Annotated in this window: 15 protein-coding genes; 6 read left to right on the top strand and 9 right to left on the bottom strand. The window is 68.0% G+C overall.

Going from position 1 to position 21,981, the window contains the following annotated elements:
* Positions 1-17 precede the first annotated feature (17 nt).
* Entirely contained in the window at positions 18-2,177 is a 2,160-nt protein-coding gene (locus tag METUNV2_RS19115; RefSeq protein WP_018229511.1) for a sodium-translocating pyrophosphatase, read from the top strand.
* Between the two features lie 124 nt (positions 2,178-2,301).
* Complete coding sequence (locus METUNV2_RS0110900; protein WP_018229510.1) at positions 2,302-3,402, top strand: amidohydrolase family protein; 1,101 nt, start codon at positions 2,302-2,304, stop codon at positions 3,400-3,402.
* A gap of 31 nt (positions 3,403-3,433) precedes the next feature.
* Here METUNV2_RS0110900 and METUNV2_RS0110895 read toward each other — a convergent pair whose 3' ends face one another.
* The 4 genes from METUNV2_RS0110895 to pip form a co-directional block, all read right to left on the bottom strand.
* Positions 3,434-4,243 (bottom strand): S1C family serine protease, encoded by an 810-nt coding sequence (locus tag METUNV2_RS0110895; RefSeq protein ID WP_018229509.1) that lies wholly within the window; start codon positions 4,241-4,243, stop codon positions 3,434-3,436.
* Between the two features lie 541 nt (positions 4,244-4,784).
* The gene (locus METUNV2_RS0110890) at positions 4,785-5,423 is read right to left on the bottom strand and encodes a response regulator (protein ID WP_026188076.1); all 639 of its coding nucleotides are present in this window, start codon (positions 5,421-5,423) and stop codon (positions 4,785-4,787) included.
* 22 nt (positions 5,424-5,445) lie between these two features.
* Positions 5,446-6,792, bottom strand: a complete 1,347-nt coding sequence (locus METUNV2_RS0110885) for an ATP-binding protein (protein WP_018229507.1) — start codon at positions 6,790-6,792, stop codon at positions 5,446-5,448.
* Complete coding sequence (pip, locus tag METUNV2_RS0110880; protein ID WP_018229506.1) at positions 6,789-7,760, bottom strand: prolyl aminopeptidase; 972 nt, start codon at positions 7,758-7,760, stop codon at positions 6,789-6,791. Before pip ends, METUNV2_RS0110885 begins: the two co-directional genes overlap by 4 nt.
* A gap of 87 nt (positions 7,761-7,847) precedes the next feature.
* On the opposite strand from pip, the gene METUNV2_RS0110875 reads away from it, so the two are divergent.
* Together METUNV2_RS0110875 and pqqA are read left to right on the top strand one after the other, a co-directional pair.
* Positions 7,848-9,002, top strand: a complete 1,155-nt coding sequence (locus METUNV2_RS0110875; protein ID WP_018229505.1) for a class I SAM-dependent methyltransferase — start codon at positions 7,848-7,850, stop codon at positions 9,000-9,002.
* 106 nt (positions 9,003-9,108) lie between these two features.
* Positions 9,109-9,183 (top strand): pyrroloquinoline quinone precursor peptide PqqA, encoded by a 75-nt coding sequence (pqqA, locus tag METUNV2_RS19625; protein WP_008060153.1) that lies wholly within the window; start codon positions 9,109-9,111, stop codon positions 9,181-9,183.
* Between the two features lie 90 nt (positions 9,184-9,273).
* Here pqqA and yddG read toward each other — a convergent pair whose 3' ends face one another.
* The 5 genes from yddG to METUNV2_RS0110850 form a co-directional block, all read right to left on the bottom strand.
* Complete coding sequence (yddG, locus tag METUNV2_RS0110870) at positions 9,274-10,191, bottom strand: aromatic amino acid DMT transporter YddG (protein ID WP_018229504.1); 918 nt, start codon at positions 10,189-10,191, stop codon at positions 9,274-9,276.
* An 855-nt stretch (positions 10,192-11,046) separates the two neighbouring features.
* A complete protein-coding gene (locus tag METUNV2_RS0110865; RefSeq protein WP_018229503.1) occupies positions 11,047-11,982 on the bottom strand; it encodes a universal stress protein in 936 nt (311 codons plus the stop codon).
* A gap of 19 nt (positions 11,983-12,001) precedes the next feature.
* Positions 12,002-14,722: a cation-translocating P-type ATPase gene (locus METUNV2_RS0110860; protein WP_018229502.1), complete on the bottom strand. Its 2,721-nt coding sequence runs from the start codon at positions 14,720-14,722 to the stop codon at positions 12,002-12,004.
* Positions 14,723-14,744: 22 nt separating this feature from the next.
* Positions 14,745-16,487, bottom strand: coding sequence for a YbaL family putative K(+) efflux transporter (gene ybaL / locus METUNV2_RS0110855; RefSeq protein WP_026188074.1), 1,743 nt, complete (start codon positions 16,485-16,487; stop codon positions 14,745-14,747).
* Between the two features lie 366 nt (positions 16,488-16,853).
* Positions 16,854-17,408, bottom strand: coding sequence for a TetR/AcrR family transcriptional regulator (locus tag METUNV2_RS0110850; protein ID WP_018229500.1), 555 nt, complete (start codon positions 17,406-17,408; stop codon positions 16,854-16,856).
* A 198-nt stretch (positions 17,409-17,606) separates the two neighbouring features.
* Between METUNV2_RS0110850 and METUNV2_RS0110845 the strand changes: the two genes are divergently transcribed.
* Entirely contained in the window at positions 17,607-18,788 is a 1,182-nt protein-coding gene (locus tag METUNV2_RS0110845) for an efflux RND transporter periplasmic adaptor subunit (RefSeq protein WP_232415663.1), read from the top strand.
* Positions 18,789-18,810: 22 nt separating this feature from the next.
* On the top strand, positions 18,811-21,975 hold the full coding sequence (locus METUNV2_RS0110840) for an efflux RND transporter permease subunit (RefSeq protein WP_018229498.1): 3,165 nt from the start codon (positions 18,811-18,813) through the stop codon (positions 21,973-21,975).
* Positions 21,976-21,981 lie beyond the last annotated feature (6 nt).

The raw sequence follows: 21,981 nt of genomic DNA, 5'->3' as shown, positions 1-21,981 counted from the left end.
AAACAAGAGGAGGGGTGATGACGTCGTCTTTCGGTCTGTGGTTCGCACTCGTGTGCGCCGTGGTGGCCATTGTCTATGGCGCCGTATCCAGCAAGTGGATTCTTGCCCAACCCACAGGCAATCCGCGCATGCGCGAGATTGCCGATGCGGTGCAGGAGGGGGCGAAGGCCTACCTCAACAGGCAGTACCGCACCATCGGCATTGTCGGCGTCATCCTCACCGTCCTGCTCGCTGCCACGCTCGGCGTATCGACCGCTGCCGGTTTCGTCATCGGCGCGGTGCTGTCGGGCGCGGCCGGCTACATCGGCATGAACGTGTCGGTGCGCTCCAACGTGCGCACCGCGGAAGCCGCGCGCAAGGGCATCTCCGAAGCGTTCGACGTTGCCTTCCGCGGCGGGGCCATCACCGGCATGCTGGTGGTCGGTCTGGGCCTGCTCGGCGTGGCGGGGTATTACGCCATCCTGAAGGGTTCGGCCGCGCATGGCGCGGCGATCGACCAGATCATCCATCCGCTGATCGGCCTGGGCTTCGGCTCGTCGCTCATTTCGATCTTCGCCCGTCTGGGGGGCGGCATCTTCACCAAGGGTGCAGATGTCGGCGCCGATCTGGTGGGCAAGGTCGAAGCGGGCATACCGGAAGACGATCCGCGCAATCCGGCGGTGATCGCCGACAACGTGGGTGACAACGTCGGTGACTGCGCCGGCATGGCGGCCGACCTGTTCGAAACCTATGCGGTGACCACGGTGGCCACCATGCTGCTTGGCGCGCTGATGCTGAAGTCGAACGCCGAGGCGGCGGTGATCTATCCGCTGGCGCTGGGCGGCTTCTCCATCATCGCCTCCATCATCGGCTGCATGTTCGTCAAGACCAAGCCGGGCCAGAAGATCATGAACGGCCTCTACCGCGGCCTCATCGTCGCCGGTGTGCTGGCGCTGATCGCCTTCTACCCGCTGACCACGATGCTGATGCCGGACGACGCGCTGAATGCCTCGATGGGCATCTACGACGGCGCGCAGATGCGGCTGTACGGCGCGGCGGTCGTGGGCTTGGTGCTCACTGGTCTGATGGTGGTGATCACCGAGTACTACACCGGCACCGACTTCAGGCCGGTGAAGCACATCGCGGAGGCCTCGACCACCGGTCACGGCACCAACATCATCGCCGGCCTCGGCGTGTCGATGAAGTCCTGCGCCTGGCCGGTGCTGGCGGTGTGCGCGGCGATCTGGGCGGCCTACACGCTGGGCGGCCTGTACGGCATCGCGATCGCGGCCACCTCGATGCTGAGCATGTCCGGCATCATCGTCGCGCTCGACGCCTACGGCCCGATCACCGACAACGCCGGCGGCATCGCCGAGATGGCGGAACTGCCGGATTCGGTGCGCGCGGTGACCGATCCGCTGGACGCGGTCGGCAACACCACCAAGGCGGTGACCAAGGGCTATGCCATCGGCTCGGCCGGTCTGGCCGCGCTGGTGCTGTTCGCCGACTACACCCACGCGCTGGAAGCGGTCGGCCACAGCGTGGCCTTCGATCTGGCCAATCCGGCGGTCATCATCGGACTGTTCATCGGCGGCCTGATTCCCTACCTGTTCGGCGCGATGGCGATGGAAGCGGTCGGCCGTTCCGCAGGTGCGGTGGTGGTCGAAGTGCGTCGCCAGTTCAAGGAAATCCCCGGCATCATGGAAGGCACGGCCAAGCCCGACTATTCGCGCGCGGTCGACATGCTCACCGTGGCGGCGATCAAGGAAATGATGGTGCCTTCGCTGCTGCCGGTGCTGGTGCCGGTCGTCGTGGCCTTCGGCATCGCCTTCCTGATGGGGCCGCAGGCCGGCGTGCAGGCGCTGGGCGGGGTGCTGATGGGCACTATTGTGACCGGCCTGTTTGTCGCGATCTCGATGACCACCGGCGGTGGCGCCTGGGACAACGCGAAGAAGTACATCGAGGACGGCCACTTCGGCGGCAAGGGCTCCGAGGCGCACAAGGCAGCGGTGACCGGCGACACCGTGGGTGATCCGTACAAGGACACTGCAGGCCCGGCCGTGAACCCGCTGATCAAGATCATCAACATCGTGGCACTGCTCATCGTGCCGCTGCTGCCGTCGGCGGCGGGCACGACCGCGCATTCTTCGGCACCGGAGGTGCAGGTGCAGAAGGTGGCGGTGGTGGTCCAGAAGTAGGTTTGCGCATCACCGGGCTCCATGCATCAGCGTGCATGGGGTCCGGGCAGGGCGCTGTCTGCCGTCCGCCGGGTTGAGCGCCTTCCGCTGTTCGACGAACCGCTGTCGAGACATGGAGTGAGCGATGGGTGACGATCTCTTTCGCAACATCCTGTTTGCGCCCTGTACCTGCGGTCACGATGTCGCGCCAAGACGCCGGGTGCTGTCCGGTCTGGTCGGCATGGGGCTGGCAGCGGGGCTGTCCGCCTGTCGTTCCGCATCATCACCCTCAGGCAGCGATGGCGGGTCGATCGATGTCCATCACCATCATATTCCGCCGTTCTATCTCGAACAGTACCGGGACAGGATTGCTGGTGTCCGCGGCGGCGGACTGAGCCAGGCCTGGCTCAGCTGGACGCCGGACAAGGCGGTCGAGGCGATGGATGCCAACGGCGTGGCTACGGCGGTGCTGTCGCTGACCTCGCCCGGGGTGTGGTTCGGCGATGCGGCAGCTGCGCGCCTTACCGCCCGCCAGGTGAATGATTACGCGGCCGGGCTGGGTGCGAAGTACCGTGGCCGTTTCGGCCTGTTCGCGGTGTTGCCGCTGCCTGATCAGGAAGGCAGCCTGAAGGAGATCGAATACGCGCTGGACGTGCTGAAGGCTGATGGCATCGGCCTGATGACCAGCTACGGCGACAAGTGGCTGGGCAATCCCGCATACGACACCGTATTCGAAGAGCTCAACCGCAGGAAGGCGGTCGTGTTCGTACACCCGACCGCGCCGATCTGCTGTCGCAACCTGATGCCGGATGTCGCACCCATGATTGCAGAGGTGCCGCAGGACACCGCGCGCGCGATCACTAATATGCTCTTTACCGGCACTTTCGCCCGCTATCGGGACATCCGTTTCATCTTCACCCACGCCGGCGGCACCATGCCGATGATGATCGGCCGCATGAAGCAGTACGGTCCGGCCAATCTGCCATCGCTCGCCCCGCAGGGCGTGGAAAGGGAACTGGCCCGGCACTGGTTCGATCTGGCCGGTAGCGCCAACCGGCCGGCCCTTGCCGCACTCACCAGTTTTGTCCCGCTGTCGCAGATATTGCTGGGCAGCGACAATCCCTTCGTGCCGCTGGCAGAAACCGTGCGTGACCTGCAGTCGGTCGGCCTGACGGAAAGCGGGGTGCGCGCCATTACCCGGGACAACGCGCGGGCGCTGCTGCCGACACTGCGCCGGCACGGATGAAGCGGGTCAGGGCCGGCCTCTCGCCCCGGTCTCAGTGCGGAGCGGGCAGGTGGCTGGCGCGCACCGCTGCCTCGATCGCCGCGCGGTTGTTCGGTTCGGCGTCCACCCATTCTTTCGCCACCGCCTGCAGGCGGCCCCAGTCACCGTCGTTCTCGTGCTGTATGGCGCGCAGGAAGTAAGGTTTGTCCGCATCTGCCGCAGCCCAGAAGGGTGCGGCGCCGATGGCCAGCGGCAGCGGCATTTCGCCGGAGGCCGCCAGCGCCTCGGCCAGCCAGTCGGCCGGTACTGCGAAATGCCGCTTCAGGCCGGGGATGAAGAAGGTGAGCACGCCCACCATGCGGCCTTCGCCATCGAACAGCGCGCCGCCGGACGCCCCCTGCTGGAAGGACGCGTCGGTTTCGATCACGCGGGCGCCATCCATGTCGTGCAGTGCGGTCACCCGGCCCTCGCTCATCGACAGCGATTTGCCGCCGGAAAAACCCATCGCGTAGACCGTATCGCCCACCTTGAGCGCGCTGCTGGATCCGATCTCGGCAGGGCGACCGGCGGCGACCGGCGTATTCATCACGCACAGATCGTGACGGCGATCAGCGACGCGGGCGGTCGCCGGCATACCGGTACTGCCGCGGGCCACGATCACGTGATGGGCAACGCCGACCACGTGGCAGTTGGTGACCAGGGTGCGTTCGTCCAGCTGTACGCCGGTGCCGGTGTTGATCCGGCCGTCCGCGTTGGCGGCGAGCACTTTCACCATGTGCATCGACAGCTGAAGGTAGCGCTCTGCGTCGGCATGGGCGCCGGGCGCGACAGTGAGCATGAGCAGCAGGCCGAGGATACGCATGGTGATCTCCAGTTGAGCCACCCTCGGCCTGAGCGTCGGGCGGTGACAGATGGACTAACGGGACATGAAGGGCAAACCTGTGTCAGTGGATATGTGATGGTGCATCGCACAAATTAAAGCGTGATCCGTGCCAGAACGCGTCAGACGGCGGTGACCAATGGGCACCGGCACATGCGGCATTCATCGGAGATACCCGGTGCGCGCCGTCTGGCGCCGACGGACGGCGGCTGGTGTGTGCGGTGCAGCATCGAAAGCCGGTGAAACGACGTTTCAGGCTTCAACGGCGAAAGGGGAAGAGCGCGGGCGCAGCTGTTGCAATCCGCACGCCGGAGTGCGGAGGCGCGCACAGGCGGACGGCAGACTGCCGGGAGTATGCACCGGGACGGTGCGTGTTCAGGCGCACTCCAGAGGAGGGGGCGGGTTGCCGGCGGGAACGGGACGGAGCGCTTCAGGCGTCCGTTCCCGAACGCCTGAAGCCGGCCCGTCCGGGCCTGGCTCAGGTTGCGCTCAGGACTTTGTCTGGGCTTCGATCAGGCCTCGATCAGGCCTCAATAAGCCCATTTCGCAGCGCGATCAGCGTCAGTTCGGCCTGGTTGGACGCACCGAGCTTCTGTTTCACGTTGTACAGATGGGTGCCGACCGTGGAGGTCGACAGGTGCAGGGTTTCGGCGATCTGGTTCACCGACTGGCCGCGCGCAAGGTGGATGAACACTTCGAACTCGCGCTCCGACAGCGCTTCGACCGGGTTCTGCGTGCCGGTTACGTCCTGCATCGCCAGCTTCTGCGCGATTTCGGCATCCAGATACATGCGTCCCGCCGCCACCGTGCGCACCGCGTCGATCAGCGCTTCCGGCGCCCCGCGCTTCGACAGGTAGCCGGTGGCGCCGGCCTTGAGCACTCGTTTCGGATGCGCGGTGTCCTCGTGTGCCGACAGCGCCAGGATGCGCACGCCCTTGTCGCGTGCGGTGAGCCGGCGCACCGCCTCGATGCCGCCCATGCCGGGCATGGACAGGTCCATCACGATCACGTCCGGCTTCAGTTCGGCATAGCGCTGGTAGGCCGCTTCGCCGCTGTCCGCCTCGCCGATCACCTCGATGTCCTCGCAGGCCGCGAGCAGCAGCTTGAATCCCATGCGGACGACCGCGTGATCGTCCACCAGCATGACCTTGATCGGTCCCATCACGCCCATTCGGTTTCCCCCTTCAATCCATCGGCAGCCGTGCGCTGACGCGGGTGCCGCCACCTTCGCGTGGCTGCAGTGCCAGATCGCCGCCCAGCGCCTGCGCGCGTTCACGCATGCCGCGCACGCCGTGGTGGCCGCGCTTCTGCGCCCATCCCTCGGCCAGCCCGGCACCGTCGTCCTCGACCTGCACCTGCAGCCCGCGTTCCGTGCCGGCCAGTGAAATCATGATTTTCCGGGCATGGGCGTGCTTCAGCGCGTTGGTCACCGCTTCCTGCACGATGCGGTAGGCCGCCAGCTTGAACGAATCGCCGGGCGATTCGGGCAGATCGCGCAGCGTCAGTGCAAATTCCATGTCCGGATGATGGCGCCGCCACTCCGACACCAGATCTTCCAGCGCGTCCTCCAGCCCGAGATTGTCCAGCGCCAGCGGCCGCAGTTTCGGGATGATGCTGTGCATCACGTCGTACAGGTGATTGGCGGTATCGACGATCAGATTCGCTGCCTCGGCGCTGCGCGGGTCGGTCTGCGCATCGCGCCGTGCGATCGCCAGCCCCATGCTCTTGATCGCGGTGACCGCCTGGCCCATTTCGTCGTGCAGTTCGCGTGCGATGTCGCGGCGCTCTTCTTCGATGCGGCTCTGGATGAACTGGGTCAGTTCGCGGTTCTCTTCCAGATTGCTGCGCGCCTCCAGCGCCTCCTGCCGCGCGTTCATATTGTCCTCGATCGACTGCGCCATGCGGTTGAAGGCCTGGGCCATCGAACCGGCTTCCTTGCCCGGCAGCGGTGGCAGTCGGGTGTGGTAGTCGCCGGCACGCATCTGTTCCAGACCGCGGACGATGGTGCTGAACGGTCGCACCTCGCGTCCGACCAGCCAGAACACGATGCCGTTGCCGAGCAGCAGCGCGATCGAGCCGACGATGAGCAGCTGCAGTGCTTCGTCCCACCCGTCGAGGATGGCGCGCGAGGCGTCGGCCGCGATCACCAGCCGGGCGCCGTCGCCGAGCGTGATTTCCTGCAGCGGCCGCTTGGGCAGGATGGCGTTCGAATACCAGTCCGGCGCGTCGCGGCCGGCCTTGTAGGGCGAGGGCGGCGAGGTGTAGAGCAGGTTGCCGCCGCTGTCCAGCAGGTGGATTTCGGTGGCGCGCACCCGGCCCAGCCGGTGCAGGAAGTCGACCAGGGCCGGCGAACCCATATTGGCGTACACCAGCGCCACCCGCGACAGCAGCTGGGTCGCTACCCGGTTGGCGGCCTCGATCTCTTCGCCCACCGCGCGCCGGGTGCCCATCAGTTCCAGCGTGAGCATGGTGCTGGTGAAGGTGAGGATGACCAGCGCGATCAGCAGGTTCAGCTTCAGCCGCAGGCTCATGCACCGTCTCCGGGCCAGGCGTCGAAATGACCGTCGCGCGCATGCGCGTCCAGCGCTGATCCGATCAGCGCCAGACTGGCCGGGTGGAAGGGGTCGTGGCCGGCGCCCTGTGCCCATGCGAGCCGGCTGCCGGCCAGCGAGCGGTGAGCGCGTGCGGCGTTCTGCGGCCGGCAGATCAGGTCGTTCGTGCCGTGGATGAAAGCCACCGGCAGGCCGCGCAGGCGCGCAAGCGCGTCCAGCACCCGTGCTTCGCCAAGGAAGCAGCGGTGCGCGAGATAGTGGCTCTGCACCCGGTAGCGCGCGCGCAGCAGCGGCCATTCGTCCTGCGTCGGCTCGGCCGGCACCGTGCGTTCCGGCCACACGCCCAGCGCGTGTTCCCAGGCGCGCCAGGCCCGTACCGCAGGGTCGATGCGGGCCACCTCGCCGGCGGAGAACACGCGGTCCAGCCAGGTGACGACGCGTCGGCGCCAGCGGGCCGGCACCGCCTGCATGAAGGCGTCGTGCGCTTCGGGGGCGAGGGCGGCTGCACCGTGGAAGAACCACTCGATGTCCTCACGGCCGCCGAGAAACAGTCCGCGCAGCAGCACGCCGCTGCAGGCTTCGCGGTGGCGGGCGACGTAGGCGGCGGCCAGGGTCGCACCCCACGAGCCGCCGAACACCAGCCACTGCGCGATGCCCAGGTAGTGGCGCAGCGCCTCGATGTCGGCGATCAGCGCATCGCTGTGGTTGTGTTCGGTGTGGCCCAGCGGGGTGCTGCGTCCGCAGCCGCGCTGGTCGAACAGCACCACGCGCCACTTTTCCGGATCGAAGAAACGCCGCTGGCGTGGCGAACAGCCGGAGCCGGGGCCGCCGTGCAGATACAGCGCCGGGCGCCCGTCCGGGTTGCCGCACTGTTCGTAATACACGCGATGGCCGTGGCCGACCTCGAGCCAGCCGTGATCGAACGGTTCCATCGGGGCGTGCAGCATGGGCGGATGCAGTGAAAGTGCGCGGGGGAGCGATGTTAGCCCATGCCCGGCTGCCTCACATGCTGCGCCGCATGGGACAATTGACTCATGAACGAAAGGAATCACCGGGTCGAAATACTCGGACAGGTCTTCACCCGGAACGATGTGGTCGAACGCATGCTGGCGCTGCGCCGCAATCGTGGCCGTACGCTGGAGCCGTCGGCGGGTGACGGCGCCTTCGCGACGCGCATTCCCGGCTGCACCGCGATCGAGATCGATCCTTCGGTCGCGCCGGCCGGCGCACAGGTGATGGACTTCTTCGCCTATCCGGTGAGCGAGCAGTTCGACACCGTGATCGGCAATCCGCCCTATGTGCGCCACCAGGACATCCTGCCGGACACCCGGGCGCGCCTGCCCGGCGAGCTGTTTGACCGCCGCAGCAACCTCTACCTGTTCTTCATCGAGAAGTGCGTACGTCACCTGAAGCCGGGCGGCGAACTCATCTTCATCGTGCCGCGCGACTTCATCAAGCTCACCGCCGCGCGCCGGCTCAATGACTGGCTTTACGCCCAGGGCAGCATCACCGATTTCATCGAGACCGGCGACAGCCGGGTGTTCGGCCCCTTCGTGCCGAACTGCGCGGTATTCCGTTTCGAGAAGGGCCGCATGGACCGGCGCATGCACGACGGCCGCCGCTTTCATTGCGAACGCGGCCAGCTCATGTTTCTGCGCGGCGACTACACGGTACCGCTGGCGTCGCTGTTTGACGTGCGGGTGGGCGCGGTGTCCGGTGCCGACGACGTGTTCGTGCATCCGGACGGCAATATGGAATTCGTCTGTTCCAGCACCGTGGATACCGGCCAGACCCGGCGTGCCTACTTCGACCTGCGCAACGACTGGCTGGCGCGGCACAAGCCGCGGCTGCTGGCGCGCCGGGTACGCAGTTTCGGCGAACACAACTGGTGGCAGTGGGGGCGCATGCACCACCGCAGCGGCGGGCCGCGCATCTACGTGAATGGCAAGACCCGCAAGCCGCGACCCTTTTTTCTGCACGACTGTCCGGATTACGACGGCTCGGTGCTGGCGCTGTTCGCCCGGCCCGGGGTGGCCGATCTGGCGCGTGCCGCCGAACTGCTGAACGACGCGGTGGACTGGCAGGAACTGGGCTTCGTCTGCGACGGCCGCTATCTGTTCGCGCAGCGCAGCCTGCAGAACTGCATGCTGCCGGCGGTGTTCGAAAGCCTGCGCTCAAGAAAATCCTGAGCCGTCTTTCCAGACCGCTTGGAGGTGGTCGCGGCCGGTGCGGCGCAGTATTCGATCCATGCACTGCAGCCGCAGTGAATGAGCGAACACCTCCAAGGAGACAGACATGAACTGGGAAACCCCGAAGGCCACCGACCTGCGTTTCGGCTTCGAAATCACCATGTACGTCGCCAACCGCTGATCATTCGCGGCTGGGCAAAAAAAGCGGGCTGCAGCCCGCTTTTTTTTCGCCCGTTCTCCGGCGCAATCCAGACCGGCGCCGATGCCGGCTTCAGCGTCTTCGGCCCGCCCGCCAGCACAGCAGCGCGCCGACGCTGACCAGCAGCGCACCCCACCAGAACGCCGGACTCGTCGATGCGCCCAGCCACACCGCGGCGAACGCCGACGACAGCACCGGGGTCGCGTAGGCGGCGCCGGTAATCAGCGTGACCCGGCCGTGCAGCATGGCCACATTCCACAGCGCGTAACCGGTACTCAGTGCGGCGCCGGCCAGCACCGCCTGCAGCAGCGTGACCGCGTCCGGCAGCGCATGCAGGGCGCCGGTACCGATCGCCATCGCCAGCAGCACCGCCGCGGTGGCGCAGAAGAACCAAGTCACGCCATTGCGCCCGCCCGCCCAGCGCCGGGTCAGAGCGCAGTACAGCGCCCAGCACAGCGCGCCGGCGAGCGCCATGGCCGGGCTCAGCGGCGCGTCGCGCACCGCATCGACCAGTGGCGCCAGCGCCGGCGTCATCGAACCGCCGAACACGCAGGCCACGCCGTACAGGCTCAGCGCGAAACCGGGCAGTGCCAGCAGCCCGAGGCGTTCGCCATTGAGCAGCACCGCGCACAGCACGGTCAGCAGCGGCCACAGATAGTTGATCAGGCCCACCACCAGGGCCTGCTCACGGCTGACCGCCAGCCCCACCGACAGCGACAGCAGCAGTTCGTACAGCACGAACAGGCCGCCACCGACCAGCAGATAGCGCGTGGAGAAATGGCGTACTGGCGGCGGGCGGAACAGTGCCAGCAGGCACAGCGCACCGGCGCCATAGATCAGCGCGGCGCCGCCGACCGGACCCGCGCGTTCGCTGACCGAACGCAGCATGCCTATCGTGACGCTCCAGAGAAGGATCGCGGCGAAGCCGTACAGCGTGGCCTTGCGGGAAGACGGAACGGACAGCGGGGCGTGCAGGGCAGTCGAGGACATCACACCATGATGCCATGGGTGAAACTAAGATTCTCTTGGTGAATCGACCCATCCGGTGCCGGCCCCACAAAAGAAGACCGGCCAGGGAGGGATCCGGTGGCCGGTGCGAATGCCCTGAAATACAGGACAAGGAGGAGATGAAACTGACTCCAGTATGGTCGCCGCCGGCTGTGCTGCCATGATCCAGCTCAACATTGATGCGGGTGCAGACTCGTGAACGGGCGCCGCTCCCACGACGGCGCGAGGTTTTCCTGTGGGAGCGACGCCCCGTCGCGATGGGGCCTGAATCCGGCGCTGGCGCGTGAACGGGCGCCGAGATCGCGGCGGGGGCGCCGCTCCCACGACGGCGCGGGGCTTTCCTGTGGGAGCGACGCCTTGTCGCGATGGGGCCTGCATCCGGCGCTGGCGCATGAACGGGCGCCGAAATCGCGGCGGGGGCGCCGCTCCCACGACGGCGCGGGGCTTTCCTGTGGGAGCGACGCTCCGTCGCGATGGGGCCTGCATCCGGCGCTGGCGCGTGAACGGGCGCCGAGATCGCGGCGGGGGCGCCGCTCCCACGACGCCGCGCGGGGTTTTCCTGTGGGAGCGACGCCCCGTCGCGATGGGGCCTGCATCCGGCGCTGGAGCGTGAATGGGCGCCGAAATCGCGGCGGGGGCGCCGCTCCCACGACGGCGCGGGGCTTTCCTGTGGGAGCGACGCTCCGTCGCGATGGGGCCTGCATCCGGCGCTGGCGCGTGAACGGGCGCCGAAATCGCGGGGGGGGGGTGCCGCTCCCACGACGTCGCGGGGTTTTCCTGTGGGCGCGACGCCCCGTCGCGATGGGGCCTGCTGATGGCCAGCGGTCGTGGCCGTTCTCAGACGAAGTCTTCACCCGGAAAGGCGGCCGGTACGGCCGGGCCGCGCCGGTCGACCACCACCAGCACGTCGGCATCGGCTTCCGACAGCACATGCTTGGTCACGCTGCCCAGCAGCAGTTCTTCGGTCACGTGGGTGCCGTGCTTGCCCATCGCGATCAGGTCGCAGCGGCATTCGGTCTGCGCGTCGAGGATGTGACGGGTGGCTTCGCCGTGTTCGACGCGCACCGAATAGCGGCCGCGCTCCAGCCCGGCTTCTTCTGCCAGTGCGTGCAGCCGGCGCAGCGCGCGTTCGCGCGCTTCCGCGCGGTAGCGGTGGATCACCGCCTGTTCGATGCCGGCGTACTGAAGCATGCCTTCGAACGGTACGTCGAAGCTGTTCAGAAGCAGCAGGTCGGCGTCCGGTGCGACATGGCTGGCCATGCGCAGCGTGGCCAGCGAGCCGGGCGAGAAATCCACCGGCACCAGCACCCGGCGGTAAGGCGTGCGGCCCGGCTTCTTCACCACCAGCACCGGGCGGGCGCACTTGCGCAGCAGGCGCGAGGCGGTCGAGCCGACCAGCAGCCGGCTCAGCACGCTGGCGCCGCGGGCCCCCACCAGCACCAGATCGGCCTGTTCGGACGCGGCATAGTCGGCCAGCACGCGGGTCGCCAGGCCCGGTTCTATCTTCACGTCGGCCACCACGCCGGCATTGCGCGCCGGATCGCCGGCCACGGCGGCCAGCGCGTCGAACTGGTGCTGTATCGCCTTTTCGGCCACCAGTTCGGCCTCGTCGCCGAGCAGATCGCGCAGCGGGCCGAGCGCGTCCAGGCCGAGGGCGTGGAGCAGGGTGTAGTGCGCGCCATGGCGCGCGGCCAGTTCGAAACCGCGGTCGACCGCGTGCAGCGAGGCGTCCGACAGGTCGGTGGCGGCGATGATGCGGCGGATGGTCGGCATGGTGTCCTCCTGACGGGGCTTAGAGACGGTGGATGCGCAGGCGGCGAAGCAGGGCCTTCTCGGCTTCGACCGCGATGAAAAGCAGCAGTCCGCTGACCGCGATCACGCTCCATGACTGCAGGTCCAGCGGCGCGCTGCGGAACAGGGCGTGCATCGGCGGGGCGTAGGTGAACAGCAGCTGCAGCACGATGAGCAGCGCGCCGACACCGAGCGCGACCCGGTTGCCGGTCAGCGTTTCGAGCCGGAAGGCGTGGGCGGTGAAGTGGCGCACGTTGAACAGGTAGAACAGTTCGCACATGACGATGGTGTTCACCGCGGCGGTACGCGCCAGTTCCAGGCTGCTGCCGCGCGCCAGTTCCCAGTGGAACACACCGAAGGTGGCGGCCACCATCAGCGCGATCACGAACAGGATGCGCAGCCCCAGCGCGCGCGTGATCAGCGCCTCGGACGGCGGTCGCGGCGGATGCTGCATGACGCCGTGCTCGGCCGGCTCGAACGCCAGCGACAGCGCCAGCGTGACCGAGGTGACGGTATTCACCCACAGGATCTGGCCGGCGGTCACCGGCAGCGGCAGCCCGGCGAAGATGGCCAGCAGGATGACGCCGGCCTCGCCGCCGTTCGTGGGCAGCATGTGCATCAGCGACTTCTTGATGTTGTCGAACACCACGCGGCCTTCGCGTACCGCGCGGGCGATGGTGGCGAAGTTGTCGTCGGTCAGCACCAGGTCCGACGCCTCGCGCGCGGCGTCGGTGCCCTTGCCGCCCATGGCCACGCCGATGTCGGCCGACTTCAGCGCCGGCGCGTCATTCACGCCGTCGCCGGTCATCGCCACCAGATGGCCTTCGGCACGCAGCGCGGCGATCAGACGCAGCTTGTGTTCCGGGCTGGCGCGCGCGATCACGTCGGTGTCGAGCGCACGCGCGCGCAGCGCGGCGTCGTCCAGCCTGTCCATCTGTTCGCCGGTCAGCGTGCCCTCCGCCTGCAGGCCCAGTTCGGCGCCGATGGCGGCGGCGGTGACTGCGTGGTCGCCGGTGATCATCTTCACCCGTATGCCGGCGTCACGGCACTGCGCGACCGCGGCAATCGCTTCTTCGCGCGGCGGGTCGATGATGCCGACCAGACCCAGCAGTTCGAACGGTGCGTCCAGATGCGCCGCTTCCAGGCTCACCGTGCCGTGCGCGACCGGCGCACAGGCCAGCGCGAGCACCCGTTCGCCGTCACCGGCCGCGCGGGCCACCTCGGCCGCCCAGGCGTCCGGATCGAAGGCGCCGCCGCCGGCCTGCCGGTCGCAGCGCGCGAGCACGCGCTCCGGTGCGCCCTTGAGCAGCACGCGCGCGTGGCCGTCGTGGTCGTGGTGCAGCGTGGCCATGAACTGGCGCGCCGAGTCGAAGGGCAGGGTGTCGAGCCGCGGCCAGGCGCGCGCGCTGTCCTGCGGGTCCAGCCCGGCCTTGCGTGCCAGCGCCAGCAGCGCACCTTCGGTCGGGTCGCCCACCAGGCTCCAGCCGCCGGCGCCGTCCTGCCCGATCTGCGCGTCATTGCACAGCAGCGCGCAGTGCGCTGCCGCGGCGATGGCTTCGTCGGCTTCCGGATCCACCGGCCGGCTGCCGTCATGGAAGCCGCCTTCCGGCGCATAGCCGCCGCCGCTCACGCGCAGTGTGCGACCGCCGGTCAGCACCAGCCGCACCGCGCTCATTTCATTGCGGGTGAGGGTGCCGGTCTTGTCGGTGCAGATGACAGTGACCGAACCCAGGGTTTCCACCGCGGGCAGGCGGCGCACGATGGCCTTCTTGCGCGCCATGGTGCGGGTGCCGATGGCGAGCACGATGGTCACCACCGCCGGCATGCCTTCCGGGATGGCGGCCACCGCGATGCCCACCACCGCGAGGAACAGGTCGAGCAGCGGCATGTGCGCGACGAACAGGCCGTAGGCCACGGTCAGCGCCGACACCGCGAGGATGAAGCCGGTGATCTGGCGCGCGAACTGGTCCAGCCGGCGGGTGAGCGGCGTGGCCAGCGTATTCACCTCCGACACCAGCGTGCCGATGCGGCCGATCTCGGTGCGCGCGCCGGTCGCCACCACCACGCCGCGGCCCTGACCGAAGGCGACCAGCGTGCCGGAATGGCAGACCGGATGACGGTCACCGATGCCGGCACCGGCCTCGACCGGCTCCAGCGTCTTGTCCACCGGCGCCGACTCGCCGGTCAGCGCCGCTTCCACCGTGCGCAGGTTGTGCGCCTGCAGCAGCCGCAGATCGGCCGGCACCTTGTCGCCCGGCTCCAGCAGCACGATGTCGCCGGGCACCAGTTCGGCCGCATCCACCGGGTGACGCTCGCCGTCGCGCAGCACCGTGGCGCGCGCGGCCAGCATGCCGCGCACCGCGTCCAGCGCGCGCTCGGCCTTGCCTTCCTGGATGTGGCCGATCAGCGCATTGATGAGCACCACGCCGAGGATGACGCCGGCGTCCACATGGCTGCCCAGCGCCAGCGTGACCAGACCGGCCGCCAGCAGCACATAGATGAGCGGGTTGTGGAACTGCAGCAGGAAGCGCAGCCAGGGCGGGCGCCGCGGTGGCTCCGGCAGCCGGTTGTCGCCGTGTCGCACCCGCCGTGTGGCCGCTTCGGCGGCCGACAGGCCGGTGTGCGGATCAACCTCCAGCGCTGCACAGACCGCGTCTGCGGTCAGTGCATGCCAGGGCTGCGGGTCGGGGGAGGTGGGGCGAGGCGGCGGTGCGGAGGACATGGCGTGTTTCGGTGGAGCGGCGTCAGTGGCCGGAGGGCGGATGGATGGCTGTGCTGTCGGCGGCGGCCGGGCGGCCGAAATGACGCGCCACGTGATCGGCCATGCCGCGCGCCAGTTCGTGTTCGCCCAGCAGCACGGTGCCGAGCTTTTCCCGGCGCAGCAGTTCGGCTTCGTCCTCGTTGTGGCTGCGCATCACCACTTCGATGTCCGGGTTCAGCGTGCGGGCGACTTCGACCATGGTGCGCACGTGCAGCGTTTCCGGCAGCGCGATCACCAGCATCGCGGCGCGTGCGATATGCGCCTGGATCAGCACCTCGGGCGACTGCGCGTCGCCATAGACCGCCGGTATGCCCTGCTGGCGCAGCTGGTCGACCCGCTCGCGATTCATTTCCGCCACCACATAGGGAATCTGCAGCGCCTGCAGCGAGGCGGCGATGCGCTGACCGACCCGGCCGTAACCGACCAGCACCACCTGTTCGTGCAGCAGCCGGCTGTCGGTGCTCGTCGGCAGCGCCGACAGCGGGTCATCGCGCTGCTCCAGCCGTCGTGCCAGTGCCGAGCGCGCGGTCACCCAGGCGCGCAGCGGTTCGATGGCCGAGAACAGCGCGGTGTTGGCGGCGATGGACAGCACGGCGGCGGCCAGTACCAGGCTCTGGCCTTCCGCCGGCATCACGCCCAGCGACACGCCCAGCCCGGCCAGGATGAAGGAGAACTCGCCGATCTGCGCCAGGCTCACGCCCACCGTGAGCGCGGTGTTCAGCGGATAGCGGAAGGCCAGCACCAGCAGCATGGCAGCCACGGTCTTGCCCACCATGACGATGGCCACCACGATGAGCAGCTTGAGCGGCTGGTTCCACACCACCGCCGGGTCGAACAGCATGCCGACCGACACGAAGAACAGCACCGCGAAGGCATCGCGCAGCGGCAGCGATTCGTCCGCCGCGCGATGGCTGAATTCGGATTCGCGCATCATCATGCCGGCGAAGAAGGCGCCCAGCGCGAACGACACGTCGAACAGCTTGGCCGCGCCGAAGGCGACGCCGACCGCGATCGCGATCACCGCCAGTCGGAACAGCTCCTGCGAACCGGTGCGCGCCACCCACCACAGCAGGCGCGGCAGCACCCGCCGGCCCACCACCAGCATCAGCACGATGAAGGCGACCACCTTGGCCAGTGTCAGCGCCAGCGCCTGCCACAGCCCGAGGCCGGAGGCGTGCGCGGCGCCGCCCTGTGTGCCGCCGAGCACATCGGCCAGCGCCGGCAGCATGACCAGCACCAGCACCATCACCAGATCCTCGACCACCAGCCAGCCGACCGCGATCTGGCCGTTCACCGACTTGAGCAGGCCGCGTGCCTCAAGCGCGCGCAGCAGCACCACGGTGCTGGCGACCGACAGACAGAGGCCGAACACCATGGCACCGCCGAGCGACCAGTCCCACAGATGGGCGGCCGCCATGCCGAGCACGGTGGCCACCGCGATCTGCACGATGGCGCCCGGTATCGCGATGCGCCGCACCGCCATCAGTTCGTCCAGCGAAAAATGCAGGCCGACGCCGAACATGAGCAGCATGACCCCGATCTCGGCCAGCTGACCGGCGAGGCCGACATCGGCGACGAAGCCGGGCGTGCTCGGACTCACCAGCACGCCGGCGAGCAGATAGCCGACCAGTGGCGGCAGTCGCAGCCGGACCGCGAGCAGACCGAAAATCATGGCGAGGCCGAAACCGGCCGCAATGGTGGCGATGAGGCTGACGTCGTGAGGCATGGCGATGAAAGGCGGGTGGGGCGTCACCGGTGTCGGTGTGCGTCCCGGTCTGTCGGCTTCGCGCTGCGGGGCTGGCGTCAGGCAGTCGCCGGTCCCTGCGTGCGACGGCGTGGCATCCGGTGCTGCGGTGCCGTGCTCGAAGCTGCGCGAAGTGTGCAGTCAGTTTTATTCGTGTGCTTAGTATTAGATCAAACTTTTGCCGCATGAATCGCGGCCGATCAGCCTGTCATGTGCGGCATCAATATGCCAGCCGTGTGTGCCGGCCACGATCGATTCGATCGCCGCCCGCCCGCCGCGTTCCCGCTGTGCCGGCCACGGGCCGGAGCCTTCCGGTACGCATCGAGCCGACCCTGACAAGGGCGGCGCTCAAGTCCTGCTGGCGCCCTGGAGAAAGAGGCGCTCGATGATCAGCGGAAGGTCGAGTCGCGCCACCCGGCCGCGGCGTTCGGATTCGGCCATGCCGAACAGCAGATTGATGAAGGCGTCGGTCAGACAGGCGGCACTCATGTCGATGCGGAACACGCCGGCTTTCTGTCCGCTCAGGAAGAAGGCGTCCAGACGGGCGTCGTGCTTCTGCCAGGCATCGTAACCGTCCGATCCCAGCACCGGCTGCGGCTGCCAGTAGCGCATCAGGAAGTTCATGAAGTCGCGGTGAGCCAGATGCAGTTCGACCAGGCGGGTCAGCGCGGCCGCAGGCGTTCCGGTTTCCAGTCCGGCATCTTCCAGCACGCGCCACATGAGCAACGTCGCGTGGTCCAGCAGCTGCTGGATCAGCGCTTCCCGGGTCGGACAGAGGCGATACAGCGTTGCCTTGCTGATGCCGACCGTGCGCGCCAGTTCCTGCAGCGTGGCGCGCGGCTGTTCGACGACCGCGCGCGCAAGGCCTTGCAGCAGTTTTTCGTCGATGCTTGCGGTGCTCATGTCTGTCTCCCCATTCTGATATCCGGCGGCCCGATCTGAATCTGTCAGGTCTCGAAGCTGCGGCTCTGGCGTGATTCTGATCGAAATCCGACTCATACAGCGTAACAAGATTCTAACAAGGTCTTAATGAATCATTATTGATTCAATCGGTGTTTGTGAGTATCTTTCGGTCTCCGATAATTTCGACGACCGACGCTCATGAACAACAGCTTGCGATACGCGCGCCATGCGGCTGCGCCGATGATCCTGGCGGCCACGCTGGCGCTCGGCGGCTGCGGCCGCGGGCAGGAACCGGTGGCCCAGGCGGAATCCGCTCCGGTGCCGGTCAGCAGCGTCGAGGTGAAGGCAGAGGCGCTGCAACTGAGCAGCGAACTGCCCGGCCGCATCGAACCGCTGCGCGTGGCCGAGGTGCGTGCCCGTGTCGCCGGCATCGTGCTGAGCCGCGATTTCACCGAAGGTGCAGACGTGAAGGCCGGGCAGGTGCTGTTCCGCATCGATCCGGCGCCGTTCCGGGCTGCGCTGGCCCGGGCGCAGGGCGAACTGGCGCGCGCCGACGCGGCACTGCACGACGCCCGCGTGGTGGTCGGCCGCTACGAGCCGCTGGTCGGCATCGAGGCGGTCAGCCAGCAGGAGTACGACACCGCGGTCACCACGCTGCGCAGCGCCGAAGCGGCGCGGCGTTCGGCCAGCGCCGATGTCGATACCGCGCAGCTCAATCTGGACTACGCGACCGTGCGGGCGCCGATTTCCGGCCGCATCGGCCGTGCGCTGGTGACCGAGGGCGCGCTGGTCGGCCAGAACGAAACCACCGCGCTGGCCACCATCCAGCAGATCGACCGCGTGTATGCCGACTTCAAGCAGCCGGTGGCCAGCGTGCTGCGCATGAAGGAGGCGCTGGCCAAGGGCGAACTGCTGCAGGACAAGGACGGCGGCGCGCGCATTTCGCTCACCGTCGAGGGCAGTGAACGGCCGCGCGAGGGCCGGCTGCTGTTCTCGGACATATCGGTGGATCGCCAGACCGGCCAGGTGTCGCTGCGCGGTCAGTTCGACAACCCGGATGGCGTGCTGCTGCCCGGCATGTATGTGCGTGTGCGCACGCAGCACGGCATCAGCCGCAGCGCGGTCAGCGTGCCGCAGCGGGCGGTGCATCAGGCGGCCGACGCGAGTCCGCAGGTGCTGGTGATCGACGGCGAGGGCAGGGCGCAGGCGCGTGCGGTGCGCACCGGCGAAATGACGGGCGCCCACTGGCAGATCCTTGACGGCCTGAAGCCGGGCGAGCGGGTCATCGTCAGCGGCAAGGCGACCCCCGGCATGGTGGTGCGCGAAGCCGAACCGGCGGCGCAGGACGTGGCCCTCGCGGCCGGCGAGAGTGGAAATTAAGCGGAAACCAAGCGGAGGCCCCATGTCCAGATTTTTCATCGAGCGGCCCAATTTCGCCTGGGTGGTCGCGCTGTTCATTTCGCTGGCCGGCGTGCTGGCGATCCCGTCGCTGCCGGTGTCGCAGTTTCCGGTGGTCGCGCCGCCGCAGATTTCGATCACCGCCACCTATCCCGGCGCGTCCGCGTCGGTTGTGGTCGACACCGTCACCAGCCTGATCGAGGAAGAGCTCAACGGCGCGCGTGACCTGCTGTACTTCGACTCGTCCAGCAGTTCCGACGGCGTGGCCGAAATCACCGCCACCTTCAAGCCGGGCAAGAACCCCGACCTGGCCCAGGTCGATGTGCAGAACCGGCTGAAGAAGGCGGAAGCCCGCCTGCCGCGCGCGGTGACCCAGCAGGGCGTGCAGGTCGAACAGGCGAGCTCCGGCTTCCTGATGATCTATTCGCTGAACTACAAGGGCGACGACAGCGGCAAGGACGTGGTCGGCCTGGCCGACTTCGCGGCGCGACGCATCAACAACGAAATCCGCCGCGTGCCCGGCGTGGGCCGCGTGCAGCTGTTCGGCTCGGAAGCGGCGATGCGGGTATGGATAGACCCGCAGAAGCTGGTCGGCTACGGCCTGTCGGTCGCCGATGTGAATGCCGCCATCACCGCGCAGAACGTGCAGGTGCCGGCCGGCAGCTTCGGCGCCGCGCCGGGTACGGTGGACCAGGAATTGAGCGCCTCGCTGGTGGTGAAGGGCACGCTCAGTTCGCCGGAGGAATTCGGCCGCATCGTGCTGCGCGCCAATGCCGACGGCTCGACCGTGCATCTGTCCGACGTCGCACGGCTGGCGGTGGGGCAGCAGTCCTACGATCTGCTGTCGAAGGAATCCGGCCGCAAGTCGATGGCCGCCGCGGTGCAGCTGGCGCCGGGCGCCAACGCCATCGCCACCGCCAATGCGGTGAAGGCGCGGCTGAAGGAACTGTCGGCCGACTTCCCGGCGGACATCGAATACTCGACGCCCTACGACACCTCGCTGTTCGTGAATGTCGCCATCGAAAAGGTAGTGCATACGCTGTTCGAGGCGATAGCGCTGGTGTTTCTGGTGATGTTCCTGTTCCTGCAGAACGCACGCTACACGCTCATTCCGGGCATCGTGGTCCCGGTGTGCCTGCTCGGCACCTTCGCGGTCATGCTGGGCCTGGGTTTCTCGATCAACATGATGAGCATGTTCGGCATGGTGCTGGCCATCGGCATCCTGGTGGACGACGCCATCGTGGTGGTCGAGAACGTCGAGAGGCTGATGGCGGAAGAAGGCCTGTCGCCGAAGGACGCGACGATCAAGGCCATGCAGCAGGTGTCGGGCGCCATCGTCGGCATCACCGCGGTGCTGTCGGCGGTGTTCATGCCGCTGGCTTTCATGAGCGGTTCGGTCGGCGTGATCTACCAGCAGTTCTCGGTGTCGCTGGCGGTGTCCATCCTGTTCTCCGGCTTCCTCGCGCTGACGCTGACGCCGGCGCTGTGCGCCACGCTGCTCAAGCCCATTCCGGCCGGCCATCACGACGAGAAACGCGGCTTCTTCGGCCTGTTCAATCGCGGCTTCGCCCGGCTGACCGAGCGCTACACCGTGCTCAACGGGTCGCTGGTGCGCCGCACCGGCCGCTACATGCTGCTGTACGCCGGCCTGGTCGCGGTGCTCGGCTACACCTATGTGCGGCTGCCCGAATCCTTCGTGCCGCCGGAAGACCAGGGCTACATGATCGTCGACGTGCAATTGCCGGCCGGTGCCACGCAGGCCCGTACCGAGGCGGTGACGCGCGAGACCGAAGCCTTCCTGAAGTCGCGTGACGCGATGGAATCCTTCACCACGCTGATCGGTTTCAGCTTCTCCGGTCGCGGCCAGAATGCGGCGCTCACCTTCCCGACGCTGAAGGACTGGTCGCTGCGCGGCGACGGGCAGCACGCGGAAGACGAGGTCGCGGCCTTCAATGCGCGCTTCGCCAGCCACCCGGACGCCAGCATCATGGCGGTCATGCCGCCGGCGATCGACGGCCTCGGCAATTCCGGCGGCTTTGCGCTGCGCCTGCAGGACCGCGGCGGCATCGGCCGTGCGGCGCTGTCGGCGGCGCGCGACGAACTGCTGGCGCGCGCCAACGCCTCGCCGGTCATCGCCTACGCGATGGTGGAAGGCCTGGCCGACGCGCCGCAGCTGCGTCTCGATGTCGACCGCGAAAAGGGCGAGGCGCTGGGCGTGGGCTTCGATACCGTCAATACCGCGCTGTCCAGCGTGTTCGGCTCGATGACGGTGAACGACTTCGCCAACGCCGGCCGGCTGCAGCGGGTGGTGGTGCAGGCCGACGCCGAACAGCGCATGACGCCGGAAAGCGTGCTGGCACTGCACGTGCCCAACAGCCACGGCGACGAGGTGCCGCTGAGCGCCTTCGTGACCGCGCGCTGGGAAATCGGGCCGGTGCAGGTGTCGCGCTACAACGGCTATTCGGCTTTCCGCATCGCTGGCGATGCGGCACCGGGCTACAGCACCGGCGAGGCGATGGCCGAGATCGAGCGCATCGTCGCCGAGCTGCCGGCCGGCGTGGGGCACGAATGGACCGCGCTGTCCTATCAGGAAAAGATGGCCGGTGCGCAGGCGCCGATGCTGTTCGCGCTGTCCTTCCTGGTGGTGTTCCTGCTGCTGGTGGCGCTCTACGAAAGCTGGTCGATTCCCGCGGCGGTGATGCTCATCGTGCCGATCGGCGCTCTGGGCGCGGTGCTCGCGGTCACCGTCGTCGGCATGCCGAACTCGGTGTACTTCAAGGTCGGCCTGATCACCATCATCGGTCTGGCGGCCAAGAACGCCATCCTGATCGTCGAATTCGCGAAGGACCTGCACGCCGCCGGCCACAGCGTGATCGACGCGGCGATCGAGGCGGCGCGGCTGCGCTTCCGCCCCATCGTGATGACCTCGATGGCCTTCATTCTCGGCGTGGTGCCGCTGGCCATCGCCACCGGCGCGGGCGCCGCCAGCCAGCGCGCGCTCGGCACCGGCGTGATCGGCGGCATGGTCAGTGCCACGCTGCTGGGCGTGCTGTTCGTGCCGGTGTTCTACGTGTGGGTGCTGTCGCTGGCCGAACGTCGCCGTCGTCGTGCCGCGGGTACCGATGCGTCCCCATCCCTTTCCACGACGGGCTCCACCACCGGTTCATGAGGACGT

Origin of the sequence: Methyloversatilis universalis EHg5, assembly GCF_000378945.1 — a bacterium.
GTDB lineage: Bacteria > Pseudomonadota > Gammaproteobacteria > Burkholderiales > Rhodocyclaceae > Methyloversatilis > Methyloversatilis universalis_A.
The sequence above is the reverse complement of the archived record's forward strand: the minus strand, read 5'-3'. Positions and strand labels throughout refer to the sequence as shown.

Coding starts and splice junctions, on each gene's coding strand:
- METUNV2_RS0110895 (WP_018229509.1), bottom strand. CDS start 4,243: ATGCGTATCCTCGGCCTGCTGCTCATGCTCACTGTCGCGCCCGGCGCC.
- METUNV2_RS19115 (WP_018229511.1), top strand. CDS start 18: ATGACGTCGTCTTTCGGTCTGTGGTTCGCACTCGTGTGCGCCGTGGTG.
- METUNV2_RS0110845 (WP_232415663.1), top strand. CDS start 17,607: ATGAACAACAGCTTGCGATACGCGCGCCATGCGGCTGCGCCGATGATC.
- pip (WP_018229506.1), bottom strand. CDS start 7,760: ATGCTGCACGCCCCGATGGAACCGTTCGATCACGGCTGGCTCGAGGTC.
- METUNV2_RS0110885 (WP_018229507.1), bottom strand. CDS start 6,792: ATGAGCCTGCGGCTGAAGCTGAACCTGCTGATCGCGCTGGTCATCCTC.
- METUNV2_RS0110875 (WP_018229505.1), top strand. CDS start 7,848: ATGAACGAAAGGAATCACCGGGTCGAAATACTCGGACAGGTCTTCACC.
- METUNV2_RS0110850 (WP_018229500.1), bottom strand. CDS start 17,408: ATGAGCACCGCAAGCATCGACGAAAAACTGCTGCAAGGCCTTGCGCGC.
- ybaL (WP_026188074.1), bottom strand. CDS start 16,487: ATGCCTCACGACGTCAGCCTCATCGCCACCATTGCGGCCGGTTTCGGC.
- METUNV2_RS0110890 (WP_026188076.1), bottom strand. CDS start 5,423: ATGGGACCGATCAAGGTCATGCTGGTGGACGATCACGCGGTCGTCCGC.
- METUNV2_RS0110840 (WP_018229498.1), top strand. CDS start 18,811: ATGTCCAGATTTTTCATCGAGCGGCCCAATTTCGCCTGGGTGGTCGCG.
- METUNV2_RS0110865 (WP_018229503.1), bottom strand. CDS start 11,982: ATGCCGACCATCCGCCGCATCATCGCCGCCACCGACCTGTCGGACGCC.
- METUNV2_RS0110860 (WP_018229502.1), bottom strand. CDS start 14,722: ATGTCCTCCGCACCGCCGCCTCGCCCCACCTCCCCCGACCCGCAGCCC.
- yddG (WP_018229504.1), bottom strand. CDS start 10,191: ATGTCCTCGACTGCCCTGCACGCCCCGCTGTCCGTTCCGTCTTCCCGC.
- METUNV2_RS0110900 (WP_018229510.1), top strand. CDS start 2,302: ATGGGTGACGATCTCTTTCGCAACATCCTGTTTGCGCCCTGTACCTGC.